24 protein-coding genes are annotated in these 25,748 nt (G+C 72.0%); 16 read left to right on the forward strand and 8 right to left on the reverse strand.

What is annotated here, in order from left to right:
- The first annotated feature begins 369 nt into the window (after positions 1-369).
- Entirely contained in the window at positions 370-2,034 is a 1,665-nt protein-coding gene (locus Plo01_RS03695) for a cell division protein PerM (protein ID WP_203889050.1), read from the forward strand.
- A 21-nt stretch (positions 2,035-2,055) separates the two neighbouring features.
- Here the strand turns inward: Plo01_RS03695 and pip are convergent, their stop codons facing one another.
- Positions 2,056-3,015 carry a prolyl aminopeptidase gene (gene pip, locus Plo01_RS03700; RefSeq protein ID WP_203889051.1) on the reverse strand — a complete coding sequence of 320 codons (960 nt, stop codon included), beginning with the start codon at positions 3,013-3,015 and terminating at the stop codon, positions 2,056-2,058.
- 47 nt (positions 3,016-3,062) lie between these two features.
- On the opposite strand from pip, the gene Plo01_RS03705 reads away from it, so the two are divergent.
- On the forward strand, positions 3,063-3,599 hold the full coding sequence (locus Plo01_RS03705) for a MarR family winged helix-turn-helix transcriptional regulator (RefSeq protein ID WP_203889052.1): 537 nt from the start codon (positions 3,063-3,065) through the stop codon (positions 3,597-3,599).
- A 21-nt stretch (positions 3,600-3,620) separates the two neighbouring features.
- Here the strand turns inward: Plo01_RS03705 and Plo01_RS03710 are convergent, their stop codons facing one another.
- Positions 3,621-4,031, reverse strand: a complete 411-nt coding sequence (locus tag Plo01_RS03710; protein ID WP_203889053.1) for a hypothetical protein — start codon at positions 4,029-4,031, stop codon at positions 3,621-3,623.
- An 83-nt stretch (positions 4,032-4,114) separates the two neighbouring features.
- Here Plo01_RS03710 and purN point away from each other — a divergent pair, with 83 nt between their 5' ends.
- The 4 genes from purN (at position 4,115) to Plo01_RS03730 (ending at position 7,889) form a co-directional block, all read left to right on the forward strand.
- Entirely contained in the window at positions 4,115-4,750 is a 636-nt protein-coding gene (gene purN, locus Plo01_RS03715; protein WP_203889054.1) for a phosphoribosylglycinamide formyltransferase, read from the forward strand.
- 116 nt (positions 4,751-4,866) lie between these two features.
- Positions 4,867-6,411, forward strand: a complete 1,545-nt coding sequence (gene purH, locus Plo01_RS03720; protein WP_203889055.1) for a bifunctional phosphoribosylaminoimidazolecarboxamide formyltransferase/IMP cyclohydrolase — start codon at positions 4,867-4,869, stop codon at positions 6,409-6,411.
- A 356-nt stretch (positions 6,412-6,767) separates the two neighbouring features.
- Positions 6,768-6,941, forward strand: coding sequence for a hypothetical protein (locus Plo01_RS03725; RefSeq protein WP_203889056.1), 174 nt, complete (start codon positions 6,768-6,770; stop codon positions 6,939-6,941).
- Between the two features lie 102 nt (positions 6,942-7,043).
- The gene (locus tag Plo01_RS03730; RefSeq protein WP_203889057.1) at positions 7,044-7,889 is read left to right on the forward strand and encodes a bifunctional methylenetetrahydrofolate dehydrogenase/methenyltetrahydrofolate cyclohydrolase; all 846 of its coding nucleotides are present in this window, start codon (positions 7,044-7,046) and stop codon (positions 7,887-7,889) included.
- 171 nt (positions 7,890-8,060) lie between these two features.
- On the opposite strand, the gene Plo01_RS03735 is transcribed toward Plo01_RS03730, so the two are convergent.
- Positions 8,061-8,705: an FHA domain-containing protein gene (locus Plo01_RS03735; protein WP_203889058.1), complete on the reverse strand. Its 645-nt coding sequence runs from the start codon at positions 8,703-8,705 to the stop codon at positions 8,061-8,063.
- 181 nt (positions 8,706-8,886) lie between these two features.
- Here Plo01_RS03735 and Plo01_RS03740 point away from each other — a divergent pair, with 181 nt between their 5' ends.
- The 3 genes from Plo01_RS03740 to Plo01_RS03750 all read left to right on the forward strand — a co-directional run bounded on the left by Plo01_RS03740 (position 8,887) and on the right by Plo01_RS03750 (position 11,635).
- A complete protein-coding gene (locus tag Plo01_RS03740; protein ID WP_203889059.1) occupies positions 8,887-10,008 on the forward strand; it encodes a citrate/2-methylcitrate synthase in 1,122 nt (373 codons plus the stop codon).
- The gene (locus tag Plo01_RS03745; protein ID WP_203889060.1) at positions 10,008-10,289 is read left to right on the forward strand and encodes a DUF3017 domain-containing protein; all 282 of its coding nucleotides are present in this window, start codon (positions 10,008-10,010) and stop codon (positions 10,287-10,289) included. The genes Plo01_RS03740 and Plo01_RS03745 overlap by 1 nt, the downstream gene beginning before the upstream one ends.
- Before the next feature lie 131 nt (positions 10,290-10,420).
- Positions 10,421-11,635: an NADP-dependent isocitrate dehydrogenase gene (locus Plo01_RS03750; protein WP_203889061.1), complete on the forward strand. Its 1,215-nt coding sequence runs from the start codon at positions 10,421-10,423 to the stop codon at positions 11,633-11,635.
- A gap of 75 nt (positions 11,636-11,710) precedes the next feature.
- Here Plo01_RS03750 and Plo01_RS03755 read toward each other — a convergent pair whose 3' ends face one another.
- Together Plo01_RS03755 and Plo01_RS03760 are read right to left on the reverse strand one after the other, a co-directional pair.
- A complete protein-coding gene (locus Plo01_RS03755; protein WP_203889062.1) occupies positions 11,711-12,682 on the reverse strand; it encodes a hypothetical protein in 972 nt (323 codons plus the stop codon).
- Positions 12,597-13,349: a hypothetical protein gene (locus Plo01_RS03760; RefSeq protein ID WP_203889063.1), complete on the reverse strand. Its 753-nt coding sequence runs from the start codon at positions 13,347-13,349 to the stop codon at positions 12,597-12,599. The genes Plo01_RS03755 and Plo01_RS03760 overlap by 86 nt, the downstream gene beginning before the upstream one ends.
- A 104-nt stretch (positions 13,350-13,453) precedes the next feature.
- Here Plo01_RS03760 and Plo01_RS03765 point away from each other — a divergent pair, with 104 nt between their 5' ends.
- Positions 13,454-13,990 carry a hypothetical protein gene (locus tag Plo01_RS03765; RefSeq protein WP_203889064.1) on the forward strand — a complete coding sequence of 179 codons (537 nt, stop codon included), beginning with the start codon at positions 13,454-13,456 and terminating at the stop codon, positions 13,988-13,990.
- 54 nt (positions 13,991-14,044) lie between these two features.
- On the opposite strand, the gene Plo01_RS03770 is transcribed toward Plo01_RS03765, so the two are convergent.
- Positions 14,045-15,580: a sigma factor-like helix-turn-helix DNA-binding protein gene (locus Plo01_RS03770; RefSeq protein WP_203889065.1), complete on the reverse strand. Its 1,536-nt coding sequence runs from the start codon at positions 15,578-15,580 to the stop codon at positions 14,045-14,047.
- A gap of 227 nt (positions 15,581-15,807) precedes the next feature.
- Here Plo01_RS03770 and Plo01_RS03775 point away from each other — a divergent pair, with 227 nt between their 5' ends.
- Positions 15,808-17,991, forward strand: coding sequence for a bifunctional serine/threonine-protein kinase/glutamate ABC transporter substrate-binding protein (locus Plo01_RS03775; RefSeq protein WP_203889066.1), 2,184 nt, complete (start codon positions 15,808-15,810; stop codon positions 17,989-17,991).
- Here Plo01_RS03775 and Plo01_RS03780 read toward each other — a convergent pair.
- Positions 17,972-18,511, reverse strand: coding sequence for a PadR family transcriptional regulator (locus tag Plo01_RS03780; RefSeq protein ID WP_203889067.1), 540 nt, complete (start codon positions 18,509-18,511; stop codon positions 17,972-17,974). The two genes, Plo01_RS03775 and Plo01_RS03780, sit on opposite strands and share 20 nt — an antisense overlap.
- A 55-nt stretch (positions 18,512-18,566) precedes the next feature.
- Here Plo01_RS03780 and Plo01_RS03785 point away from each other — a divergent pair, with 55 nt between their 5' ends.
- The 3 genes from Plo01_RS03785 to Plo01_RS03795 all read left to right on the forward strand — a co-directional run bounded on the left by Plo01_RS03785 (position 18,567) and on the right by Plo01_RS03795 (position 22,054).
- Positions 18,567-20,024, forward strand: a complete 1,458-nt coding sequence (locus Plo01_RS03785) for an MDR family MFS transporter (protein WP_203889068.1) — start codon at positions 18,567-18,569, stop codon at positions 20,022-20,024.
- A 42-nt stretch (positions 20,025-20,066) separates the two neighbouring features.
- Positions 20,067-21,044: a malate dehydrogenase gene (locus Plo01_RS03790; RefSeq protein WP_203889069.1), complete on the forward strand. Its 978-nt coding sequence runs from the start codon at positions 20,067-20,069 to the stop codon at positions 21,042-21,044.
- A 188-nt stretch (positions 21,045-21,232) separates the two neighbouring features.
- Positions 21,233-22,054 carry a DUF11 domain-containing protein gene (locus tag Plo01_RS03795; RefSeq protein WP_203889070.1) on the forward strand — a complete coding sequence of 274 codons (822 nt, stop codon included), beginning with the start codon at positions 21,233-21,235 and terminating at the stop codon, positions 22,052-22,054.
- A 35-nt stretch (positions 22,055-22,089) separates the two neighbouring features.
- On the opposite strand, the gene galE is transcribed toward Plo01_RS03795, so the two are convergent.
- Entirely contained in the window at positions 22,090-23,049 is a 960-nt protein-coding gene (galE, locus tag Plo01_RS03800; RefSeq protein ID WP_203889071.1) for a UDP-glucose 4-epimerase GalE, read from the reverse strand.
- A gap of 122 nt (positions 23,050-23,171) precedes the next feature.
- Between galE and Plo01_RS03805 the strand changes: the two genes are divergently transcribed.
- Both Plo01_RS03805 and trpS read left to right on the forward strand, forming a co-directional pair.
- Complete coding sequence (locus Plo01_RS03805; protein ID WP_239315855.1) at positions 23,172-24,575, forward strand: hemolysin family protein; 1,404 nt, start codon at positions 23,172-23,174, stop codon at positions 24,573-24,575.
- A 14-nt stretch (positions 24,576-24,589) separates the two neighbouring features.
- Positions 24,590-25,594 (forward strand): tryptophan--tRNA ligase, encoded by a 1,005-nt coding sequence (gene trpS / locus Plo01_RS03810; RefSeq protein ID WP_203889072.1) that lies wholly within the window; start codon positions 24,590-24,592, stop codon positions 25,592-25,594.
- Positions 25,595-25,748 lie beyond the last annotated feature (154 nt).

A 25,748-nucleotide genomic window follows, 5' to 3' on the forward strand; every position in this document is an offset into this window, starting at 1 on the left:
ATCATGCAGTCCCGCTAGGGACCGCCCCCGGTAGCCGCCGGGCGCACCACCCTGAGCGGTTACGGACGTTCACCGGCTGCTCGCCGTACGGCGGGCGCCGGGAAGGCCGGTACGGCGTCTCGCCGTACCGGCGCCGTCGTTCACGGGCCATTCCCGTGGGACGGCGTGGCGCCGCCGCGGGCGATGCCGGTTCGGAGTCGTCGTCCGCGGGGCGGTTTCCATGGGGATGACCCGTGCCGTCGCGGGCGGCGCCGGGTCCGGAGGGGAGACCGGTTCCGTCGTGACCGGGACGGCTTCCGGAGGCGTTCCGCGACACGCGGGACGGATGAGGGCCCGTGCACACGCAAGATCCTGAGACTATCGAGTATTGTGACCGCCCTTCTCGACCAGCTGCGGACGGCTCCCCGTACCGTCCTGCGCCGCATCCCCCTGCCCGGCGTCACGGGTGACGACGACATCCGCCGTCCGCTCCCCGTCTCCGGGGTTCTCGCCGCGGTCTGGACGCTCGGCGTCGGTCTGGCGGTGCTCACCACGCTCACCCTGATCGGCTGGATCGCCGCGCCCCGGGACGCGATCGGTCCCGGCCTGCCCGGCGTGTTCCGCACCGCGGCGCAGCTCTGGCTGGCGGCCCACCACGCCGGATTCGCGATCCCCGGCGGATCGGTCGGGCTGATCCCGCTCGGGTTGACGATCCTGCCCACGTTCCTGCTCTACCGCGCCGGGATCTGGATGGCCCGGGACGCCGACCTGCGGTTGCGGATGCCCGCCCGGCTGCCCAAGGACAGCCCCAAGGACGAGGCCAAGGCCCGCCGCCGGGCGCAGCTCGCCCTGGTCGCGCAGGGAGGCGTCTCGCTGGCGGCGCCGTACGCGCTGCTGGCCGGGGGGATCGCGCTCGTCGCCCGGAACGAGATCACCCAGCCGTTCCTCGGCGACGTCCTGGTCAGCCATCTCGCGCTGGCCTTCCTGGCGGGCACGCTGGGCACGGTCAGGGTGATCGGGCCGTGGCGGTCGATGGTGCGCCTGCTGCCGGAGCGGGTGCGGTCGGTCGCGGCCGGCACGGCCGCCGCGACGGGGGTCATGCTGGCGGCGGGCGCGATCCTGGTGCTCGGCGCCGCCGTGGCGAACTTCGACCAGGTCCGGCAGCTGACCGACGTCCTGGCCCCGGGGTTCGTCGGGGGCCTGCTGCTCCTGCTGGTCCAGGGGCTTTACCTGCTCAACGCGTTCATCTGGGGGATGGCCTACATCGCCGGGCCGGGCTTCGCCGTCGGCACCGGCACGCTGGTCGCCCCGACCGGCGTGCAACTGAGCACGGTGCCCAGCCTGCCCATCCTGGGCGCGCTCCCGGAGGCGGGGCCGACCCCGGCCTGGGTGATGGCGGTGATAGCGGTGCCGTTCGTGGCCGGGGCCGTGGGGGGCGTCGTGCTCGTCCGGATCGCCCCGTCGGCCTCGTACGAAGGGGCGCCCCTGTGGGGTTTCGCCTGCGGCGTCACGACCGGCTGCGTGGCGGGGCTGCTGGCGGCCCTGTCCGGGGGCGCGCTCGGCGGGGCCAGGCTCGCCTCGATGGGCCCGGCCGGATGGGAGGTCATGCTCTCGGTGACGCTGGAGACCGGCGTCGCCGCCGGGATCGCGGCGGGCCTGGCCAACTGGTGGCTGATCTTCCGGGGCCAGCACCCCGCCGTCGTCAAGGCCGCCGCCAAGGTCGGAACGGCCACGGCCCCGGTCCGCAAGGCGGGCGTCAAGCTGGCCAAGGCCGCCGGGTCGGTGGCGAGCAAGGCCGGGTTCGCCGAGCCGGGCGAGTCGCGCGCGCTCCCCGGTCACTGGCTGGACGCCACCGAGTGCGACACCCAGCCGATCCCGGTCATCCGGGACGACTGGGAGGACGAGCACGCCTCGGTCGCGGCGGAGGCCCCGGGCGAGGACTCACGCCCCCGTCACGAGGAGCCCCGGCCGCCCCGGCGCGACATCGTCGACGAGACCGACGACAAGGGCGGCCACGTCATCTACCTCGACCCCTACGCCTGGGACCGCGACTGACCCCGGCCGGGCCGGGCCGCCTCACCGTTCGGCGAACCGGTCGATCGCGGCGAGGATCTCGTCGCGCATCGCGTCGCTGCCGGTGTGCCCCGAGTCCTCGATGACGATCAGCTCCGCGCCGGGCCAGGCGCGGGCGAGCTCCCAGGCGGTGCCCACCGGGGAGCCCAGGTCGTGGCGGCCGTGGATCAGGACGCCCGGGATCCCGGCCAGCCGTCCCGCGTCGCGCAGCAGCGCGCCCTCCTCCAGCCACGCTCCGTTGGCGAAGTAGTGCGCGCAGATCCGGACGAACGCCATCAGGTCGTCCGACGGGCGGTCGCCGTAGGCGCCCGGCGTGCCGTTCGACTCCAGGGAGATCACCGCGTCCTCCCAGGTCATCCAGTCGATCGCGGCCTTCGCCCGGACGTCCGCGTCGGGGTGCTCCATGAGCCGGGCGTAGGCCGCGACGAGGTCACCGTCGCGGTCGGCCTCGGGGACGCCGGCCCGGAACCGGTCCCACTGCTCGGGGAAGAAACGCCCGACGCCCCGGTAGAGCCAGTCGACCTCCGAGCGCCGGGTCGTGGTGACAGCGGGGATGACGATCTCCGAGACCCGCTCGGGGTGGCGCTCGGCGTAGGCGAGGATCAGGGTGGATCCCCACGAGCCGCCGTACAGCAGCCAGCGGTCGACGCCGAGATGCTCACGCAGCAGTTCCATGTCGGAGAGCAGATGCTCGGTGGTGTTGAGGCTCATGTCGGCTGCGGGGTCGCTCGCGTGCGGCGTGCTGCGCCCGCAGCCGCGCTGGTCGAACAGGACGATCCGGTAGAGCTCGGGGTCGAAGGTCCGCCGCTGGCCGGCCGTGCACCCGCCTCCCGGCCCGCCGTGGACGACGAGGGCGGGCTTGCCGTCAGGATTGCCGCAGACCTCCCAGTACACGAAGTTTCCGTCACCGGTGTCGAGCATCCCGTGGTCGTACGGCTCGATCGGGGGATGAGGGCTGGCCATGGCGGGGGTCCCTTCGTCAGATCTAACAGCGCTGTTATATTTTAGCCATGGACGTCCCGCCCTCCGGTCCCGCGATTCTCGGGACGCGACTGCGTCATCTGCTCGACCTGCTCGACGGGGACGTCGCCGCCGTCTACGCCGATCTCGGGCTGGCGGATTTCCGCCCCCGGTTCACCCCGGTCGTCAGGGTGCTGGCCGCCTCCGGCCCCCGCTCGATCCGCGACCTGGCACGCGCCATCGGGGTGACGCACTCCGCGGCGAGCCAGACCGTGGCCCAGATGGCCAGGGACGGGCTGGTCTCCCTCACGCCGGGCGAGGACGCACGCCAGAGGATCGTCGGGCTCACGCCGAAGGCCGAGGCGCTCGTGCCGACGCTGGAGGCGGAGTGGGCGGCCACCGCCGCCGCGGCCGCCGCCTTCGAAGCGGAGCTGTCGTTCCCGTTGAGCCGGATCGTCGACGAGGCGCTGGAGGCCCTGGGGCGGCGGTCGATGCGGCAGCGGATCGCCGACGCGGCACCCGGCCTCACCGCCGGCGCGGCACTCGATCTCGCCGCCGGCCGCGCACCGGCCGGCGGCGAGGAGTGAGGAACAGGGAAGGGCCGGCGATCAGGGAGGGAAGGGGAACTCGAGGCTGCCGGGCTCGACGAAGGGGAAACGCTTCTCCATGGCCCGCTCCAGCTGCTCCACGCACTCGTTCTGGGCGGTGACCGTACCCGCGCCGATCTTGCACTCGGCGTAGGCGGACAGCTCGTCGCTGAGGTAGAACTGCAACGCCGTCACCGAGAGCGAGGCCAGGAGCGCCAGGGACGACAGGACGATCCCTGTGACGGCCAGGCCGACGGGTTTGGACACCAGCTTGAGTGTGGGGATCGCGCGGACCGAGACGACGAGTGCGAAGAGCGACATGAACACCCCCGCCAGGGGGAGGATGAGCGTCAGCACGACCGCCGCGAACGCCAGCCACAACGCCCGTCGTCCCGCACCCTCGGCGGGCCGTAGCTGGACCGGTGTCGTCACCTGCAGGACCTCCTTGCGTCACGTGAGCCGGTGGGCCGATACCCTTGCAGCGGCGTGAGTCCCCGTCCGAATGGAGTGCGTCGGTGTCATCCCAGGCCGTTCGGCTTGTGGTTCTCGTGTCCGGCTCTGGAACCAACCTACAGGCCCTGCTGGACGCCGTGGAGGACGAGGGGTACGGTGCCCGGATCGTGGCGGTGGGCGCCGACCGCGAGGGCATCGAAGGGCTGTCCCGCGCGGAGCGCGCCGGAGTGCCGACCTTCGTCGAGCGCGTCCCCGACCACCCGACCCGCGAGGCGTGGGACCTGGCGGTCGCCGCGAAGGTCGCCGAGCACAAGCCCGATCTGGTGGTGCTCGCGGGCTTCATGAAGATCCTCGGCGCTCCCACGCTGGACGCCTTCCCCGTTCTCAACACCCATCCCGCGCTGCTGCCCTCCTTCCCGGGGGCGCACGGGGTCCGCGACGCCCTCGCCTACGGCGTGCGGGTGACCGGCTGCACCGTGATGCTCGCCGACGCCGGGGTGGACACCGGGCCGATCGTCGCCCAGGAGGCCGTCCGCGTCTACGACGGCGACGACGAGCACACCCTGCACGAGCGCATCAAGGCCGTCGAACGGGGCCTGCTCGTCGAGACCGTCGGCCGGATGGCCCGCGAGGGCTGGACCGTGACCGGCAGGACCGTCCGCATCGGGCGGTCCCGCGACCTCGGGCACGCCGGCTAGCCGGCGCGTCCCGCGACCTTCGGGCGTGCCGTTCCCCGGAACGCCCGGCGACCTCGGACGACCCGGCGCACGAGCCGGGCGCCCCGGACCACCGGAAGCAACAGGAGGACCAGGAAGTGACCCGCATCGCCATCCGGCGCGCGTTGATCGCGGTGTACGACAAGAGCGGGCTGGAGGAGCTGGCACGCGGACTCGACGCCGCGGGAGTGGAGATCGTCTCCACCGGCGGCACCGCAGCGAAGATCGCTTCTTTCGGCGTCCCGGTCACCCCGGTGGAGACGCTGACCGGTTTCCCCGAGTGCCTCGACGGTCGCGTCAAGACCCTGCACCCGCGCGTGCACGCCGGCCTGCTGGCCGACAGCGGCAACCCGGCCCACCTCGCGCAGCTGGAAGAGCTGGAGATCGACCCGTTCCAGCTGGTCGTGGTCAACCTCTACCCGTTCCAGGAGACCGTCGCCTCCGGCGCCTCCGACGCCGAGTGCGTGGAGCAGATCGACATCGGCGGCCCGGCGATGATCCGCGCCGCCGCCAAGAACCACGGCACCGTCGCGGTCGTGGTGAACCCCGGGGCGTACGGCGAGGTGCTCGCCGCGGTCGGCGAGGGCGGGTTCACCGTCACTGAGCGCCGCCGCCTGGCCGCCGCGGCCTACGCCCACACCGCCGCCTACGACACCGCGGTGGCCTCCTGGTTCGCCAACGTGTACGCCGCCGAGGACGACGCCTGGCCCGCCTTCATGGGCGCCTCCTGGGAGCTGGCGGCGCCGCTGCGCTACGGCGAGAACCCGCACCAGCGCGCCGCCCTCTACACCTCGGGCGCCGGCGGGCTGGCCGGGGCCGAGCAGCTGCACGGCAAGGAGATGTCCTACAACAACTACCTCGACGCCGACGCCGCCTGGCGGGCCGCGTGGGACTTCGCCGAGCCCGCCGTCGCCATCATCAAGCACCAGAACCCGTGCGGCATCGCGGTCGGCGCCGACGTGGCGGAGGCGCACCGCAAGGCGCACGCCTGCGACCCGGTCTCGGCCTACGGCGGGGTGATCGCGGTCAACGGCGAGGTCACCGGGGAGCTGGCCCGGCAGATCGCGGAGGTGTTCACCGAGGTCGTGGTGGCCACCGCCTTCAGCGACGAGGCGCTGGCCGTGCTGACCGGGAAGAAGAACATCCGGCTGCTGGCCTGCCCGCAGGGCCCGGCCAACGCGGCCGAGTTCCGCCGGATCGACGGCGGCCTGCTGGTGCAGACGGCCGACCGGGTGGACGCCCCCGGCGACGCGCCCGAGACCTGGGAGCTCAAGGCGGGTCCCGCGGCCTCCCCGGAGGTCCTCGCCGACCTGGCCTTCGCCTGGAAGGCGTGCCGCTCGGTGAAGTCCAACGCGATCCTGCTCGCCGCGGACGGGGCGAGCGTCGGCGTGGGCATGGGTCAGGTCAACCGGGTCGACTCGGCCCGGCTCGCGGTCACCAGGGCCGGCGAGCGCGCCAAGGGGTCGGTCGCGGCCTCCGACGCGTTCTTCCCGTTCGCGGACAGCCCCGCGCCCCTCATCGAGGCGGGTGTGAAGGCGATCGTGGAGCCCGGCGGCTCGATCCGGGACGACGAGGTGATCGCCGCGGCCGAGGCCGCCGGGGTCACGCTCTACTTCACCGGCACCCGCCACTTCTTCCATTAAGGGCCTTACACCTGAGGGCTCCGGAGCCCGCGGTACGGCCGCCGCGTCCCCGCGGCGGCCGTGCCTTCTCCGCGATGAGCCGTCGCGGGAAAGGTGCGGGGAGGGTGCGGGGAGGGTGCGGGCGGGCGGGCCCCCGCCGAAGCCCTATGGTCAGGAACGGCCTCGCCGATACTGCTGATGTCGCTTTCGCGTCGTTCCTACTCCGGGAGACGTTCCGGATCTCCGGCCGCCGCCGGATCGGAATGCTGGGACAGGTGACAAGAAAGTGGCGAAATAAGCAGGTTGTTTAGGTTTAATCATCTTTGCCCTGTGATTAGCCTGAAGCATTCCCGATCCCGGCCCTTTGGAGACCTCCCATGCCCATGCTTGACCTCATCCTGCCCATCATGGTGATCATCGGCGGCCTCTGGCAGAGCCCGATCGTCCTGGTGGTGCTCGCGCTCGGTTCGGCATACATGGGTGGGAAGCTCATGGAGGTCATCCCCTTCACGCGCCGGATCATCGAGCAGCGTGAGGCCGGCCGCGGCTGATCCCGCCGGGCGCTCCCACCCGGACAGGTGAGCGCGGGCCCGGGCGGCCACGGAGGGTGGCGGGCCGCCGGACGCGGTTGATCTCATGAGAAGGTTGGTCCCATGAGCGCGCAGATTCTGGACGGCAAGGCCACCGCAGCGAAGATCAAGGCAGACCTCACGGCGCGGGTGGCCGCGCTGAAGGAGCGGGGGATCACCCCCGGCCTCGGCACCGTCCTCGTGGGCGACGACCCGGGCAGCCAGATCTACGTCGCGGGCAAGCACCGCGACTGCGCCGAGGTCGGCATCGCCTCCATCCGCAGGGATCTGCCCGCCGACACCACCCAGGCGGAGCTCGAAAAGGTCATCGACGAGCTCAACGCGATGCCGGAGTGCACCGGCTACATCGTCCAGCTCCCGCTGCCCCGGCATCTGGACACCCAGGCGGTCCTGGAGCGCATGGACCCCGCCAAGGACGCCGACGGCCTGCACCCGGTCAACCTGGGGCGCCTGGTCCACATGGTCGACGCCCCGCTGCCCTGCACCCCGAACGGCATCGTCATCCTCCTGCAGCAGTACGGCGTGCCGATCAAGGGCGCCGAGGTGGTCGTGGTCGGCCGGGGCATCACCGTGGGCCGCTCGCTCGGCCTGCTGCTCACCCGCCGTAGCGAGAACGCCACCGTGACCCTCTGCCACACCGGAACCCAGGACCTGGCGGCGCACACCCGCCGCGCCGACATCGTCGTCGCCGCCGCGGGAGTGCCGCACCTGATCACCGCGGACATGGTGAAGCCCGGCGCGGCGGTGCTCGACGTCGGCGTCTCCCGGGTCGACGGGAAGATCGCCGGTGACGTCGCTCCCGGTGTCGCGGACGTCGCGGGCTTCCTCACCCCCAACCCCGGCGGCGTGGGCCCGATGACCCGGGCCCTGCTCCTGGCCAACGTGGTCGAGGCCGCCGAGAAGGCGTGAACCCCGGCCGTCCGCGGGAAACACCGGCCGGCCGCACCCTCCACGGGCAGGCCGGCCGCGCCGTCCCCGGGGAACGCCGGCTGGCCGCGGGGCCCCTGCGGGGCGGCCCCGCGGCAGGTCAGGGCGTCTCGCCTGCGGGGCGTCCGTCCGGCACCGGGACGCCCGCGGACGTCAGGACGCCCTGCGGCTCACCGAGGTCTGCTGTTCCGGGGTCCCGGCCGCTCGCTGCGGCGGAACCACCGGGGTGGGCCTGACCAGCCCCAGGGCGACGACCTCGTTGGCCAACCTGGTGCGCCGGTTGGTGCCCTCCGGAATCCGGAACTTCTGGTAGAGACGGAGCAGGTGCTGCTTGACCGCAGCCTCGGTCACCACCAGGTCGTCGGCGATCTCGCGGGCGGTCGCCGGCGCGACGAACGCCTCGTCCGACAGCGCCGGCCGGCACAACGAGGTGAGCACGTCGACCTCCCGCCGGGTCAGCTCCGGCGCCGCGGCGCGGCGGAGTTCGACCTCGGGGACGAAGTCCTCACGGGGGACTCCGCCGATCCTGCCCCGGGCGGCGCCGAAGGAGACGACGTCGCCGTCGTCAAGGACCCTCCGGGCGATCGGCCTGCCGTTCACCCGTGTGCCGTTGCGGGACAGGCCCAGGTCAACGACATACACGTAAGGTCCGCGCCGGACGAATTCCGCGTGCAACCGGGACACGCTCGGGTCGGTGAGCCGGATGTCGACTCCTCGGCCGCGCCCGACCGTCGTGATCTCGGGGCGCAACGGGACCACCTCGCCGGTGTCCTCGATGCGTATGAACGGCCCCTCCACGGCAGTTCCTCCCCAGGTAGCCCGCCGTAACTATTACTACAGCTCCGGCTTACCCAGACGAGGGGATGGGGAATCGCCTTTGCCAGAAGCAGAATCCTTCGTGAAATTGGTCTGGACCTTTCGCGGGGGTCTGGCCTGCTCACGGGTAGACTTCGGGCGAAGATAAGCGGAGGAAACACTCATGGCGGACAAACCCACCAAGGGCCTCGCCGATGTCGTAGCCGCGTCCACGGCGCTCAGCGACATCGACGGCAAGGCCGGACGCCTCTTCTACCGCGGCTACGACATCCATGACCTGGCCGGCCGCACCACCTTCGAAGAGACCGCCCACCTGCTGCAGTGCGGCAAGCTCCCGAACCGGGAGCAGCTGGCCTCCTACGGGACGGAACTGGTCCGGGGGCGCACGCTCGGCGCTCTCGTCGAGGCCAACATCCCCGAGATCGCGGAGAAGCAGGCGCCCATGGAGGCGCTGCGCACCCTCGTCTCCCTCGCCGCTGCCGACGATCCGGACAAGGACTCCAACAGTCCGGACGCCAACCTGCGCAAGGCCGCCCGGCTGACCGCGCAGCAGCCCCTGCTCGTCGCCCGCTATCACGCGGCCAGGACCGGGAGCGCGATTCCCGACCCGGACCCCGAACTCAGCATCGCGGCGAACTTCCTGCTCCAGATCACCGGCCGCGTCCCGGACCCGCGCGCGGTGGAGATCTTCGACGCCTGCCTGGTCCTGCACGCCGACCACACGATGAACGCCTCGACGTTCGCCGCCCGCGTCTGCGCCGCGACCCTGTCGGACATGCACTCGGCCATCGTCGCCGCGATCGGCACCCTCAAGGGCCCGCTCCACGGCGGCGCCAACGAGCAGGTCATGCGCACCCTGGAGTCGCTCGACCCGGACGGCGTGGCCCAGTCCGTGCGCGACCGGCTCGCCGCCGGAGAGAAGATCATGGGCTTCGGGCACCGGGTCTACAAGACCGAGGACCCGCGTGCCACGCACCTGCGCCGGATGTCGCAGGAACTGGCCGAGGCCTCCGGCGACGACACCTACTACCGGATGTCCAAGGAGATGGAGGAGGTCGTCTACGAGACGAAGGGCCTCTACCCCAACGTGGACTTCTACGCCGCGACGGTCTACCACTACCTCGGCGTCCCGACCGACCTGTTCACCCCGGTCTTCTCGGTCAGCCGCATGTCAGGATGGACCGCGCACGTCATCGAGCAGCACGCCGACAACCGGCTGATCCGCCCGGACAGCGAGTACATCGGCGAGCGCGACCAGAAGTGGAAGCCGATCGACGAGCGGTGATGAACAGAACCGACAATCGATGGGGACCGTACCCGCTGGTGCTGGCGGGTGCGGTCCTCGCCGTGGCATACGCCGCCCTGGCGCCGGAGCCGAATCTCTACTGGGGCGGCTTCGGGCTGGGCGCCCTCATCGCGCTGGGCGCGCTCATCCGGCTGATCGGGGGTGGCGGGCGGCTGGCCGTACGGAAGAAGGCGACCGACGTCGTCACGCTCGGGCTCTTCGGCGTCGCGCTCATGGCGGCCTCCGTCCTCCTGATCCTCAAGGACGAAATCCCTCTGTAAAAAGCCATGCCCACATAAGTCGGATGACCGGGTGGCCCGCAGGGTGCGGGCGCCCGTCCGATAGCCTCACGGCCAGTGAGCCTCAAAAGGACTAACTGGCTGGTTGTTCGTTAAGAAGGGGAACCACACGCATGCCCAAGATCAAGGTAGAGGGCTCCGTCGTCGAGCTTGACGGCGACGAGATGACCCGGATCATCTGGCAGTTCATCAAGGACCAGCTGATCCTTCCCTACCTCGACGTCGACCTGAAGTACTACGACCTGGGGATGGAGCACCGCGACGCCACCGACGACCAGGTGACGATCGACGCGGCGAACGCCATCAAGCAGTACGGCGTCGGCGTCAAGTGCGCCACCATCACCCCGGACGAGGCGCGCGTCGAGGAGTTCGGCCTCAAGAAGATGTGGAAGTCCCCGAACGGGACCATCCGTAACATCCTCGGCGGCGTCATCTTCCGCGAGCCGATCATCATGTCCAACGTGCCGCGGCTCGTGCCCGGCTGGACCAAGCCGATCGTCGTCGGCCGTCACGCCTTCGGCGACCAGTACCGCGCCACCGACCTCAAGGTTCCGGGCGAGGGCACGCTGACCCTCACCTTCACCCCGAAGGACGGCTCGGAGCCGATCGAGCTCGACGTCTACGACTTCCCGGGCGGCGGCGTCGCCATGGCGATGTACAACCTGGACGAGTCCATCCGCGACTTCGCCCGCGCCTCCATGCGGTACGGCCTGGCCCGCAACTACCCGGTCTACCTCTCCACGAAGAACACGATCCTGAAGGCCTACGACGGCCGGTTCAAGGACATCTTCGCCGAGGTGTACGAGACCGAGTTCAAGAAGGACTTCGAGGCCGCCGGCCTGACCTACGAGCACCGCCTGATCGACGACATGGTCGCCGCGGCGCTCAAGTGGGAGGGCGGCTACGTCTGGGCCTGCAAGAACTACGACGGCGACGTCCAGTCCGACACCGTGGCCCAGGGCTTCGGCTCGCTCGGCCTGATGACCTCGGTCCTGATGACCCCCGACGGCCGCACCGTCGAGGCCGAGGCCGCCCACGGCACCGTGACCCGTCACTACCGCCAGCACCAGCAGGGCAAGCCGACCTCCACCAACCCGATCGCCTCGATCTTCGCGTGGACCCGGGGCCTCGCGCACCGCGGCAAGCTCGACAACACCCCCGCGGTGATCGAGTTCGCCGAGAAGCTGGAGCAGGTCTGCATCGAGACCGTCGAGGGCGGCCAGATGACCAAGGACCTCGCCCTCCTCGTCGGCGGCGACGCCGAGTGGCTGACCACCCAGGACTTCCTGGCGGCCCTGGACGAGAACCTCAAGAAGAAGATGGCCTGACCAGGTCAGGACAGCACGCGGGGCCGCCCCTCGGGGCGGCCCTCTGCTTTCCCCGGCTCCGGATCGGCCCGGTCGTCACTCGCCGCTCACCTTCCCGATCACCGTCTTCCCGGAGTCCTCGACGGGACCGGAGTCCCGAGGTTCGGCGATCTCGCCCGTGGCAGGGTGGACCAGGTGGAGTCCGCCGTCATCGGGCTCTTCGGGCGAGAGCCTGGCCAGGAAGCGGCCGTCCCCGCTCCAGCCGAGGAACTCCGGGGCGTTGCCGTACGGGTCCAGCCGGAGCTTGATCTTCACCCGGCGCACGGTCCTCCCGGTGGCCGGGTTCACCGTCACCGCCTCGCCGCCCCCGGTGAGGACCAGCAGGCGGCGCCCGTCCGGGAAGAGGCGGGCGACCGACGCGGAGTCGAAGGGCACCCTCGTGCGTACGGCGCCGCGCAGGTCCACCGTGACCAGGTCGGTCTTGTCGTCCTCGGGTACGGTGACCGCCGCGAAGCCCTCCGGGCCGACGCCGAGCACCCGGGCGAGGCCCGGCACCTCCACGCTCCGCCCGTCGCCGGTGCCGACGAGGCGGGTCGTGCCCGGCCCCGTCCCGGTGGTGAGGGCGACGTACCGGCCGTCGTAGGAGAGCACCGGCACCGGGAGATCCGCGTCGGGCAGCGGGCCGGTGAGGTCGCGGCGGGCTCCGGTGCGCAGATCGTGGTGGACCATCCGCCGGGTCCGGGTGTGCAGGTAGACGGCGTGGAAGCCGTCGCCGCTCAGTGCGAGCGGCGCGGGGCGTGGGAGCGGTCCCCACCGTCCGGCGAACGCGGCGGCCTGCGGAAACCAGAGACGGCGCCTCGGCTCGTCGGGCCCCTGGTCCTCCGGGAACAGGCTCCACGTCACGCAGTCCCGGACGGTCAGGCGGGTGCCGCACTTCGACAGCGCCGCGGAGGCGATCGGCAGGGACGAGGTGTTCTCCTCGTCACGTGCGGACCAGGTGACAGGCTTCTCGGGCGGCCGCGGGACGGTGGCGGACCAGGTGAGGGCGGCGCCCAGCGCGACGGTCACCGAGACGGCCGTGACGGCGGCGGTGACCGCCCGCCGGCGCCCCGGTGGCGGCCACCTCCGCCGCGACCCGGCCGCTCAGCAGCACGTGCGTGGATCGGGACCGTGCGGCGGCTTCCAGCGCGGCCTGGTCGGCCGGTTCGAGGGGCAGCGGCCGCGTCCGCAGCCCCCGGGTCAGGAGCATCACGGCCGGTACGGCGGCCGCCGTGATCAGGGCCCACAGCAGGGTGGTCATGCCCGCGTCGAGCAGCAGGAACCGGGCCACCCCGGAGACGGCCAGCGCTCCCGCGACCACCGCGCTCACGCCCCACAGCCAGGTCGCCACCGGCGGGACCAGCCGCACGCCGAGATTTTTCCGCCCGGCCGGCCGGGCCCGTGCCAGCCGTACCTCCGCCACCAGCACGCCGGCGAACCAGCCGAGGACTGGGAAGGGCGGAGCGATCCTGAGCGGTTCGGACGCGAGTACGGCGAGTGCCCCGAAGACCAGGCCGAGGGCCCGCCAGCGGCGGGTGACCCGCAGGTAGGTCAGGATGAGGTCGCTGTCGGCAGGGGCCGGTGCGAGGCCCTGGCGGCGGACGAACCGCTTGATCTGCCCCGGCTCGACCTGGTCGGTGACGGCAGGGACGAGGATCAGGGCGATCGGGGCGAGCACGAGAGCGATGGACAGCACGGTCCCCCTTCCGTCCGAACCGGGAATCTAGCATGATCAAATATCAGTGCATAAGGGGGGATATTGTGACTTCTGGCCAGATTCCGGGAATTCGGGACTCCGGGGTGGGGACACTCACCCGGCGGGACCGGCGCCGGTTCACAGTGGCGGGCTGCGCGGGCCTGGTCCTCGTCGCCGCGGGCCTGCTCTTCTGGCAGGCGGGCGCACTCGCACCCAGGTTCTCGGCCTTCTCCGGGGGCTTCGGCGAGGAACTCCTGGACGACAGTCCGGAACGGCCCGGAACCCTCCTCGTCCACGAGGAGAGGACCGTCGTCAACGACGGGTTCCTGCCGATCACGGTCGCGGAGCTGACGGCGAGCGGCCGGGGGCTGGCGCCGTACTCCGTCACCGCCCAGGACGGACGGGACTTCCCCAGGGTCCTCGAGGCGGGGGAGAGGCTGCCAGTGGTGGTCGACTACGCCGTCACCGACTGCGAGACGGCGACGGAGGTGATCGACCTCCGGGCCCGGGTGGAGCGGTGGTGGGGGACGGCCGAGGCGGGCGTTCCCCTCGTCGAAGCCCTTCCGGGGATAACCGGGCCGGTCACCTCCGCCTGTGGATATGCGGAGTTCATGGCGGAGCACCGGGGAGAGCCGGGGTAGGGGTTTCCCGCGCCGTGACCCGGCGAGGCCGTCTCGACGGCGCCGGGCCGGGGGTCACGGCGCCGTGGTCGCGCCGATGACGACCCGCTTGTCGGCGGGGAGACCGGGCAGGCGGTGGGCCCGGCCGGTGACCGCGTCGATCCGGTAGAAGCCCAGGACGTCCTGGCTGGTACGGCCGGTCAGCATGACGACGACCTCGCGGGCGTTCAGCCAGTCGACGACCCCGCCGTCGACGGGTTCCCCCAGCGAGGGCAGCGGCAGGCGCTTGACGACCCGTCGCGAGGCGGCGTCCACGATGTGCAGGGCGTCGTTCTTGGAATCCCCCGGCACCGTGGCGGCGGCGTACTTGCCGCTGGGGGAGTCCGCCCAGAAGGGGTACTCCTCGCTGAGCCAGTCCGCGGCCTTCTCCACGGGGGTGAGGTCCGCGGCGGACAGGGTGGTCGCCGAGCCGGTGGTGAAGTCGGTCCGCAGCCGCCCGGAGGTCAGGGCCACGGTGAAGTGGCGGCCGTCCGGGGAGACGCTGACGGACGGGCCGTGCCCGACCTCGGCCGGGGTGAGCACCGGGGACAGGTACCGCTTCGTCCCGGACGGCAGGTCGTGGGCGACGTACCTGCGCTCCGCCGCGCTGAGGTAGGCGACGCGCCGGCCGTCGCGGCTGAGGGCGAGGTCGAACTGCCAGGAACTGCCGTCGCCGTCCCCCAGCTCCTGGACCGCCTCTGGGATGCTCAGAGCGGTCTGGCAGGGGAGCGGCTCGCAGGTCGCCTTCGGCAGGTTGGCGTGCTCCTTCGCGGGGTCGTTGGAGATCAGCGTCAGAGTCCAGCCCGAGCAGAGGTCCCTGCCCGCCCACGGCGTCGCGGGACGCGCGCCCGCGCACTTCTCGGGGACCGCGTGATGGATCACATAGGACGTGCGCGGGGCCTGCCACGGCGTGGGAGCGGCGCCCGGGTCCGGGGAGGGGGCGGCGGTCTCCCGGCTCATGGCCGACGCCTGAGGGCCGTTCTCGCCCGAGGCGAGGGCGGGAAGCCAGGCCTGGCCCTGCGGGGTGAGGCCGATGATGAGGCCGACCATCAGGACGAGGACGAACGCCGTCAGCAGGGCCCTCCGCCTGCCCCGGCGGCGCAGGGTCGTCAGGGAGCGGGCCGAGAGGTCGGGGACGGACGCCTCGCCCGCCTGCATGGCGAACCGGTTGACCAGACGCTTGTGGTCGCCCTTGGTGAGGGTCTCGACCCCCTCGGCGAGCTCCGCCTCCACGGTCTCGGCGGACAGACCCAGGATGTCGGCCACTTCGGCCGGGGACCTGTCGTGGTGCAGGCAGGCCACGACGATGAGGCGGCGCCGGGGCGGGAGCTTCACCAGCGCGGTCGCCCCCGCGGCGCTGGGCCGGCGGAGGAAGGCGTGGTAGAGGGCGATGTGGGCGTGCTCGCCCGGGCTCTCCCAGGCGGCGGGGGGCCAGGCCGCGCCGACGACGCGCAGGGCCTGCAGGGTCAGCCGGATGGCCTGCTCGTGGCTGCCGGTCAGGAGCAGGCCGGTGCCGACGAGCGAGCGCTGATCGCGCTGGACGAACTCGCGAAAACCGATATATCGCCTCATAGGCCCTTGCTCCGCTTGGTCGGGGATCTCAACGGTAGCGAGCCAAGAGGCTATAGCGCCAAATCGTGGCGATTGTCGTTATTGATAGTTCGGTGTCCGGCGAGTCCGCGAGGGCGGGTGAGCGGTGAGAGGCGCGCCGGGACGCCAACAGGGTCACGTCGCGGTAACGCGTAGGGTCAAGACGTCGGCGGGCCGTAAAGTTTGGCTGGTCAGAGTTTGACGAAACCGTGGGGACGAAGATGCCGCAGATCGAGCCACTGGGAGCGGGGGAGCCGCGCCAGCTGGGGCCGTTCCGCGTCGTCGGGCGCATTGGCGAGGGCGGCCAGGGGATCGTCTACCTCGGGGAGGACGCGTCCGGGGAGCGGGCGGCGATCAAGCTCCTGCACGTGAAGTTCACCGGCGACGCCTCCGCCCGGTCCCGCTTCGCCCGGGAGGCGCGGGCGGCCCAGCGGGTCGCCTCGTTCTGCACCGCGGGCGTGGTCCACGTGGACCTGGAGGGCGACACCCCCTACATCGCCAGCGAGTACATCGAGGGCAGGTCGCTGAGGGAGGTCGTCGAGGCCGAGGGCCCGCTCCGGGGCGCCCCGCTGCAGCGGCTGGCGGTCGGCACGGCCACCGCGCTCGTCGCGATCCACCACGCCTCGATCGTGCACCGCGACTTCAAGCCCGACAACGTGCTCATGGCCGCCGACGGCCCCCGGGTCGTCGACTTCGGCATCGCCCGCATCATCGACTCCACCGGCACGATCACCAGCCGGGCCATCGGCACCCCCGCCTACATGGCGCCGGAGCAGATCTCCGGCGACGACGTCGGCCCGTACACCGACGTCTTCGCCTGGGGCGCGACCATCGCGTTCGCCGCGACGGGAGAGACGTCCTTCTCCGGCGGCTCGATCGCCGTGGTGCTGAACCGCATCCTCAACCACGAGGTGGACGTCACCTCCATGCCGGAGCCGCTGCGGAGCGTGGTGAGCGCGGCGCTGGCCAAGGCCCCCGCCGAGCGGCCCTCCGCCGACCAGCTCCTGCTCCGGCTGCTCGGCCGCTCCGAGGCCACGAGCGTCTCCCCGGCGCTGCTCACCCAGGGCGCGCAGGTCGCCGCCCCGGAGCCGGGGGACGCCACCAACCCCATGCGCATCCCGCAGCACACCGGCCCGCGCCTGCCGCTGCCGGGCCCCCAGGACCCCCGTACCGGCGCGTCCCAGCCGTTCTCCGGCACTCAGGACCCGCGCACGGGCGCGTCCCAGCCGTTCTCCGGCACTCAGGACCCGCGCGCCGCCGGGCCCCTCCCCGCCCCGCCCGCCACCGGCCGGCGCACCGAGGCCACCGCCGCGGACGAGGCGGGCGCCCACGCCGGCCAGGTCTCCGGGCCGCCCGATCCTTCCACCGGCGTGCGCGTGCCGTACCCCACCCACCCGGACCCCTCCGCCCACGGCTGGCCGGGCGGGGAGGTCGGGCCGCCGAGCTGGGCGACCCGGCCGGTGCCGCCCGCCGACCCGCCCGCGCCCAGGCGCTCGCGGCGGACGGTCTGGGCCGCGGCGGCCATCCTCATCGCGCTGCTCGGGAGCGCCTCGGCCGTCTACGCCACCGGCTGGCGCCCGCCGTTCCTGACCGGCTCCGATCCCACGGTCACGCCCGGCACGGACTCCACCCCGCCGGGCTTCACCTCGCTGGTGGACCGGGCCGCGAAGACCAGGAAGCTCACCGTCGGGATGCGCAACTTCCTGCCGGGCATCGCCCTGAAGAACACCGACGGGACCTGGACCGGGTTCGAGGTGGACCTCGCCACCGAGATCGCCGAGGCGCTCGAGGTGCCCGCGGGCAACATCACCTTCCGGGAGACGGCGCGGGACGAGCGGCCCGGACTGCTGGCGGACGGCGGGGTCGACATGGTCATCTCGACCTACTCGATCAACGACAAGGACGACGTCACCTTCGCCGGGCCGTACTACCTCGCCCACGTCGACGTGCTCGTCAGGGACGGCGCCGCGATCGGCTCCGCGGCCGACCTGCGCGGCAAGCGGATGTGCCAGCCGATGGGCAGCGTCTCGACCGAGCGGGTGAGCCGGGAGGTCGACGGCGACCTGCAGCTGGTCCGGGCCGAGAACTACGCCCAGTGCATGGACAAGCTGCGGGCCGGGGAGGTCGACGCGGTGCCGGGCGACGACCTCCTGCTGGCCGGGTACGCCAACCGGGAGACGGCCCGCTACGAGGTCGTCGGGCTCGAACTCACCGACGAGCGCTACGCCGTGGCCCTGCGCGAGGGCGACGAGCGCGCCTGCAAGGCCATCCAGGCCGTGATCGCCGACCTCTATCAGAACGGCACCGTCAAGGAGCTGCTCGACAAGCACTTCGCCAACGTCGACTTCACCACCCGCGAGGACGAGCTTCCCGCTATGGCCGACTGCGGCTAGACCGCTCGATCTCGTCGGCGGTGTCGCGGGCCCAGTCCCGCATCATCCGCATGTGGCGCAGCCCCAGGTCCAGGGCGTATCTGCCGAAACCTTCGGCGCGCCTCCCACGCTCCAGGGTCTTGGGCTCTCCGAGCGCCTCCAATTCGGCCAGCCTGGCGTCGTAGCCGCGGGCCTGCTCCCGCAGCAGCGCCACGGCCTCGTCCGGCTCCAGCGCGGGCACCAGGAAGGCGCGCAGCGACTCCTCGTGGCGGGCCAGCCGGGAGGGCTCCCCCGCCAGCAGCCATTCGCGCAGCAGCCGGGCTCCCTCCTCGGTGACGGCGTAGGTCTTGCGGCCCCGGGCTCCCTGCTCCCCGACCGTCACCAGGCCGTCGGCGGACATCTTGTTGAGCTCCGGATAGATCTGGCTGTGCCGGGCCTGCCAGGCGTGGTTGATCGAGCTCTCGAAGAGCTTCGTGAGGTCGTAACCGCTCGCCGGGCCCGAGATGGTCAGCAGGCCGAGCAGTGCCATGCGCAGGGACATGCCCCCATCTTAGGTGCGGATTGACATGTTGAAAACAACAGGTAAGTATCGACACGTGGCTATCGACGTTTCGAATCCCCCCTCGGAGAACCGCACCGGCAACGGGCTGCTCCTGCTCGCCGTGCTCGGCGGGATGTTCCTGGCGATGCTCGACCAGACGATCGTCGGCACCGCCCTGCCGCAGATCGTCCGGGAGCTCGGTGGCGCGGACCTCTACACGTGGGTCGTCACCGCCTATCTGCTCACCTCGACGATCACCGTCCCGCTGTACGGCAGGCTGTCCGACATCTACGGCCGCAAGCCGCTGCTACTCGTCGGCGTCGCGCTGTTCCTGCTCGGCTCGGTGCTGTGCGGCGTGGCCCAGGACATGGGCCAGCTCATCGCCTTCCGCGCGGTGCAGGGACTCGGCGCGGGCGCCCTCCTGCCGCTCTCGCTGGCCCTGGTGATGGACCTGTTCCCGCCCGACAGGAGCGGACGGGTGCAGGGCGCCCTCGGCGGCGTGATGGCGCTGAGCTACATCGCCGGGCCGTTCCTCGGCGGGGTGTTCACCGACACCGCGAGCTGGCGCTGGGCCTTCCTGGTCAACGTACCGATCGGCCTGGCCGTCGTCGCGGTCGTCGTGGCGCGGCTGCCGTACTCCCCCGGACAGGGCCGCGGCACCCGTCCCGACTACGCGGGCATCGCCGTGTTCACCGCGGCGATCGGCGCCCTGCTCGTCGGCCTCACCGAGAAGGGCCTGGACGACCGGTCGTGGACCAGCGGCCCGGTGCTGTGGCCGATCGCGGCGGCGGTCGTCCTGCTGGCGGTGTTCATCCAGGTCGAACGGCGCGCCTCAGCGCCGATCATCCCGCTGGAGCTGTTCCGCAACCGGACCTACGCCCTGGCGAACGCGGCCTCGTTCCTGACCGCGGCCTGCCTCTACGCCGGCGTGGTCTTCCTGCCGCGCTACTTCCAGGAGTCCCTGGGACTCAGCGCGACGGACTCCGGCCTGCGGATCTACCCGCTCATGCTCGGCATGGTCGCCGGAAGCATGGTCACCGGCGCGCTCATCTCGAAGACCCGGCGATACAAGCCGTGGCTGGTGGCCGGGCCGTTCCTGATCGCCGTCGGCGCGCTGCTGTGCTCCGGGCTCACGGCCGGCACCTCCGGCGCGGCCCTCGCCGGCTGGATGGCGCTGCTCGGCCTGGGCATGGGGCCCATGCTGTCCGGGCTCACCGTGGCGGTCCAGTTCTCGGTCCCGCCCCGGTTCATCGGCACCGCCAGTGCGAACCTCACCTTCTTCCGGCAGATCGGCGGTTCGGTCGCCCTGGCCCTGGCCGGTTCCCTCTACGCTTCCGTCATCCGGGATCAGGCCCCGCTCCACGGCGCGCAGGCCGCGCACGCCGCGGCGACGGCCACGGTCGTCCCCTGGCTCGCCGTCACCGGGGCCCTGCTCGCCCTCCTGGCGCTCCTCGCGCTGCCCGGAGGGCGGATCGGGGCACTCGCCGGGAGACCGCCGCAGGCCGAGGGGTAACATCCCGTCCGTCAGAATTCACGCTTCGAGTGGGGGAAGGTCATGGCCCAGACTCCCGTAAAGGTCACCGTCACCGGCGCCGCCGGTCAGATCGGCTACGCGTTGCTCTTCCGCATCGCGTCGGGCCAGTTGCTGGGCGCCGACGTCCCGGTCAAGCTGAGCCTGCTGGAGATCCCGCAGGCCGTCAAGGCCGCCGAGGGCACCGCGATGGAGCTCGACGACTGCGCGTTCCCGCTGCTGAGCGGCATCGAGATCACCGACGATCCGAACGTCGCCTTCAACGGCGCCAACGTCGCGCTGCTGGTCGGCGCCATGCCGCGCAAGGCCGGCATGGAGCGCGGCGACCTGCTGGAGGCCAACGGCGGCATCTTCGGCCCGCAGGGCAAGGCCATCAACGACCACGCGGCCGACGACATCCGCGTCCTGGTCGTGGGCAACCCGGCCAACACCAACGCGCTCATCGCGCAGCAGCACGCGCCGGACGTCCCGGCCGAGCGCTTCACCGCGATGACCCGCCTGGACCACAACCGCGCGCTCTCCCAGCTCGCCGCCAAGCTCCAGGTCCCGGTCACCGAGATCAAGAAGATGACGATCTGGGGCAACCACTCCGCCACGCAGTACCCCGACCTGTTCCACGCCGAGGTCGGCGGCAAGATCGCCGCTGAGCTGGTGGACGAGGGCTGGCTGCGCGACACCTTCATCCCGACCGTGGCCAAGCGCGGTGCCGCGATCATCGAGGCCCGGGGCGCGTCCTCGGCCGCCTCCGCCGCCAACGCCGCGATCGACCACGTCTACGACTGGGTCAACGGCGCCGAGTGGACCTCCGCCGCCATCCCGTCCGACGGCTCGTACGGCGTGCCCGAGGGCCTCATCTCCTCCTTCCCCGTCGCCTCGCGCAACGGCAAGTGGGAGATCATCCAGGGCCTGGAGATCGACGCCTTCTCCCGCGAGCGCATCGACGCCTCGGTGCGCGAGCTGGAGGAGGAGCGCGACGCCGTCCGCCAGCTCGGCCTGATCTGACCCGGCGGTCCCCGTAGGGGCCCCCGGCCCGCCGGAATTCCGGCGGGCCGGGGGCTTTTTCGTGGCACGGCGGACGCTCCGGCGTCATACGGCGTGAACACGGAGAGTGCGGTGAACGGCGTGTCGGTCGGGCGGGAAGGGGCGATCTGCGCGTTCAATGACCTCTGAGGGTCGGGGGATCGGTGTTCATGACGCGTGGTGCGGCGCGGCTCGCCGCTGTATTGATCGGTGTCGTTCTCGTCTCGGTGCCCGGTACGGCGGCGCTGGCGGCGCCCCCGGAACCGGACTGGGGCGGGGCCGACCTGTCCGTGCGGCTGGACGCCTCGCCGCGGCGCGCGCAGCCCGGACAGCCGCTGCTCTACCGGGTGAACGTGCGCAACGCGGGCCCGGGAGACGCGGTGCTGCCCGTGCTCACCGTCCGGATCCCGGCCGGGGTGGAGATCGTCAACGCCGACGTGGCCGAGTGCCGGCCGGGGCGGGTCCGGGGCGAGGTGATCTGCGCCTCGGACGCCGACGTCCCGGCCGGGAGCACCGGCGGGGTGACGATCACCGGTGTGGTCCGGCCCGGGGCGCGCGGCCCGCTGACCGCCACCGCCTCGATCACCTCCGAGGTGGTGGACGGCAACGCCGCCAACGACTCGGCGCGGTTGCTCACCCCGGTGGCCGAGGGCGCGGACCTGGCCCTCCGGCTGACGGACAGGTCGCGCGCCGGCCGTACCGTCACCATGGGCGCGACGGTCCGCAACCGGGGGCCGAGGACCGTCCGCGACGCGCTGGTCCTCTTCCAGGCGGGGCGGGCGCGCTTCGTGGCGGCCCGGGGCGCGCGCTGCCGTCCCTACCCCGGCTACGTGGGCTGCGCGCTGCGCTCCGTCGGCTCCGGCGAGCAGGTCAGGCTCCGGCTCTCCTTCCGCGTGCGCGGCCGGGCGGTGCGCGCGGAGGCCGCCGTCTACTCCGCCCACCTGGGAGACCGCCGTCCGCGCAACAACGTGGCCCGCCTTCTCATGCGCTGAGGTCCGCGCGCGTGGCCGCCGAGGCCCCGCCGCGTTCAGCGCGGCGAGGCGTCCCAGGCGTCGGCGACGATGTCCCGCAGGGACGGGTGCTCGGGCTTCCAGCCGAGCTCGCTCTTGATCTTCTCCGAGGAGGCGACCAGCACCGCCGGGTCGCCGGGGCGGCGATCGGCGACGATCGCGGGGATCTCGTGCCCGGTGACCTCGCGGCAGACCGACAGGACCTCCTGGACCGAGAAACCGGTGCCGCTGCCCAGGTTGTAGACCTTGTGCTCGCCCGGCGCGCAGGCGTCCAGCGCGAGCAGGTGCGCGCGCGCCAGGTCGGCCACGTGGATGTAGTCGCGCACGCATGTTCCGTCGGGGGTGGGATAGTCCGTGCCGAACACGTTGACCGCCTCGCGCTGCCCGAGCGCCACGGCCAGGACGTTGGGAATCAGGTGGGTCTCCACGGTGTGACGCTCGCGGTAGACGCGGCCGTCGGCGGCGGTGTGGGCGCCGCCCACGTTGAAGTAGCGCAGGCTCACCGCGGCCAGGCCGTACAGCCCGGCGAACGCGCCGAGCGCGGTGTCGACCGCCAGCTTGGACGCGCCGTAGGGGTTGGTGGGACGGGTCGGGTCGGTCTCCAGGATCGGGGAGCGCTCCGGCTCGCCGTACGTGGCGGCGGTGGAGGAGAACACGATCCGCCCGACGCCGGCGGCGCGCATGGCGTCCAGCAGGGCGAGGGTGCCGCCCAGGTTGTGCTCCCAGTAGAGCGCGGGCTTCTCCACGGACTCGCCCACCAGCGACTTGGCCGCGAAGTGCAGCACGCCGTCCATGCCGTCCAGCACGGCGGCGGCCTCGGTGATCGACGCCTCGACGAAGCGCGCCCCCGCCGGCACCGCGTCCGCGTGGCCGGTGGACAGGTCGTCCAGCACCGTGACCCGGTGGCCCGCCTCGACGAGCTGGGCGGCCACGACGCTTCCGATATAGCCGGCACCTCCGGTGACCAGCAGCTTCACAAGCCCTCCTGTTTGGTCGTGTTGAGAGATGTTTATTTCTGTAAGGCTACTGCCAGCATATGCTGTCAGCTCACCCATCGGTCCCGGCCTGAACGGGCGACGGCCATGACGGAGACGCTCCGGTGAACAGTGTCCTGGCTAACATCTCGCTGGTCCTGCTCTTCGTTCTGATCGGCGGATTCTTCGCCGGGGCGGAGATGGCCCTGGTCTCCCTCAGGGAGAGCCAGGTCCGCAGGCTCAGCACCCGGGGGCGCGCGGGGGCCAGGGCCGCCAAGCTCGCCCGCGATCCCAACCGCTTCCTGTCGGCCGTGCAGATCGGCGTCACCGTGGCGACCATGTTGTCGGCCGCGTTCGGCGCCGACACCCTCGCCAAGGACCTCATCCCCGTGCTGACCGGCTGGGGGGTGCCCGAAGGCGTCGTCGCGCCGCTCTCGCTGGTCGCGGTGACCCTGGTGATCTCCTACTTCTCGCTGGTCCTGGGCGAGCTGGTGCCCAAGCGGCTGGCCCGGCAGCGGGCCGAGGGGCTCTCGCTCCTGGTCGCGCCGTTCCTCGACCGGCTGGCCGCGCTCTCCCGGCCGGTCATCTGGGCGCTGTCGAAGTCCACCGACGGCGTGGTCAGGCTGCTCGGGGGCGACCCCGAGGCCGACCGGGAGGAGATCTCCACCGAGGAGCTCCGGGACATGGTGGTCGGCCACCAGGAGCTCACCGAGGACGAGCGCAGCCTGATCGCGGAGGTCTTCGCGGCCGGCAAGCGGCAGTTGCGCGAGGTGATGCTGCCCCGCACCGAGGTTGAGTTCATGTCCGCCGACACCCTGCTGGCCGAGGCCGCCGTGCTGGCCGCGGCCATGCCGCACTCCCGCTTCCCGGTCTACCGCGACACCTACGACGACGTCATCGGCTTCGTGCACATCCGCGACCTGCTCGACCCGGTCCTCACCGGGTCGGTCGAGCCGATCAGCGAGGTGGTGCCGATCCGGCCGGTCAAGCTGGTGCCCACCAGCAAGCAGGTGCTGACCACGCTGTCGGAGATGCGCGACGAGGGGCACCACCTGGCGATCGTGGTGGACGAGTACGGCGGCACGGCGGGGATCGTCACCCTGGAGGACCTGGTTGAGGAGCTCATCGGCGACATCCGCGACGAGCACGACATCGAGGACGAACACGTCGTCCTGCCCGCCGGGGAGGTCGAGGTCGACGGGCTGAGCAACCTCGGCGAGGTGGTCGACGAGACCGGCATCCGGCTGCCCGACGGCCCCTACGAGACCCTCGGCGGGTTCGTGATGGCGGCCCTGGGGCACGTGCCGGTCCTGGGGGAGAGGGTGGAGATCCCCGGCTTTGAGATGTTCGTCACCGAGCTGGACGGCCGCAGGATCTCCAGGGTCCGCATCAAACGCCTCCCGGAGAGCCCGGCGGAGGAGGGCGCGCGGGCCGCCCAGGAGGCCGGGTCCTCCGGCGCGGGCTCCCCGGCCGTCCCCGGCGCGTCTTCCGGTTCCGGCGGGGAGGGCCCGACCACTCCGGACAGCTGACAGAATTGTGTGTTATGGCGAGTCCCCGTGTTCTGTCCGGCATCCAGCCCACCGCAGACTCCTTCCACCTGGGCAACTACCTGGGCGCGGTGCGGCAGTACGTCTCCATGCAGGAGGGCTACGACGCCTTCTACTGCGTCGTCGACCTGCACGCGATCACGGTGGACTACCAGCCCGAGGCCCTGCGCCGCCGCTCCCGGGTCGCCGCGGCCCAGCTCTTCGCCGCCGGCCTCGACCCGGAGCGCTCCACGGTCTTCATCCAGAGCCACGTGCGCGAGCACACCGAGCTGGCCTGGATCCTGATCTGCCTCACCGGCATGGGCGAGGCCGGCCGGATGACCCAGTTCAAGGACAAGTCGGCACGGTACGGCGAGACCTCGGCCGGGGTCGGCCTGTTCACCTACCCGATCCTCCAGGCCGCCGACATCCTGCTCTACCAGGCGAACAAGGTCCCGGTCGGGGCCGACCAGAAGCAGCACCTGGAGCTCACCCGCGACCTGGCCCAGCGCTTCAACCACCGCTTCGGCGAGACCTTCACGCTGCCCGAGCCGCACATCGTCAAGGGCGTCGAGAAGATCACCGACCTGCAGGACCCGACGGCCAAGATGTCGAAGTCGTCCTCCTCGCCCGGCGGCATCCTCGACCTGCTGGAGCAGCCCGGACCGCTGCGCAAGAAGGTCATGCGCGCCGTCACCGACACCGGCACGGAGATCCTGTTCGACGAGGAGAACAAGCCGGGCATCGCCAACCTGCTCCGCATCCAGTCCGCGCTGACCGGCACGCCGATCCCCGAGCTGGAGGCGCGCTACGCCGGACAGGGCTACGGAACCTTCAAGAAGGACGTGGCCGAGGCCGTGACCGAGACCTTCACGCCGATCCGGGAGCGGACGGAGAAGCTCCTCGCCGACGAGGCCGCGCTCGACAAGATGCTCGCCGCCGGAGCCGCCAAGGCCCGTGCGGTGGCCGCCGAGACCATGGAGAAGGTCCGCGAGCGCGCGGGCTTCCTGCCGTCCCTCTGATCCACGGGCCCTGCCCGTGACCCGCGGGGCCGTTCCCGTGATCCATGAGGCTGTTCCCGTGACCCGCAGGGCTGTTCGCATGACCCCGCGGAGTCCACGCCCGGCTCGCTGACCGTCGCCGGGCGGGGGCTCCCGCCGGAACCCTCAGCCGGAT

It is taken from the genome of Planobispora longispora, assembly GCF_016863135.1.
GTDB lineage: Bacteria > Actinomycetota > Actinomycetes > Streptosporangiales > Streptosporangiaceae > Planobispora > Planobispora longispora.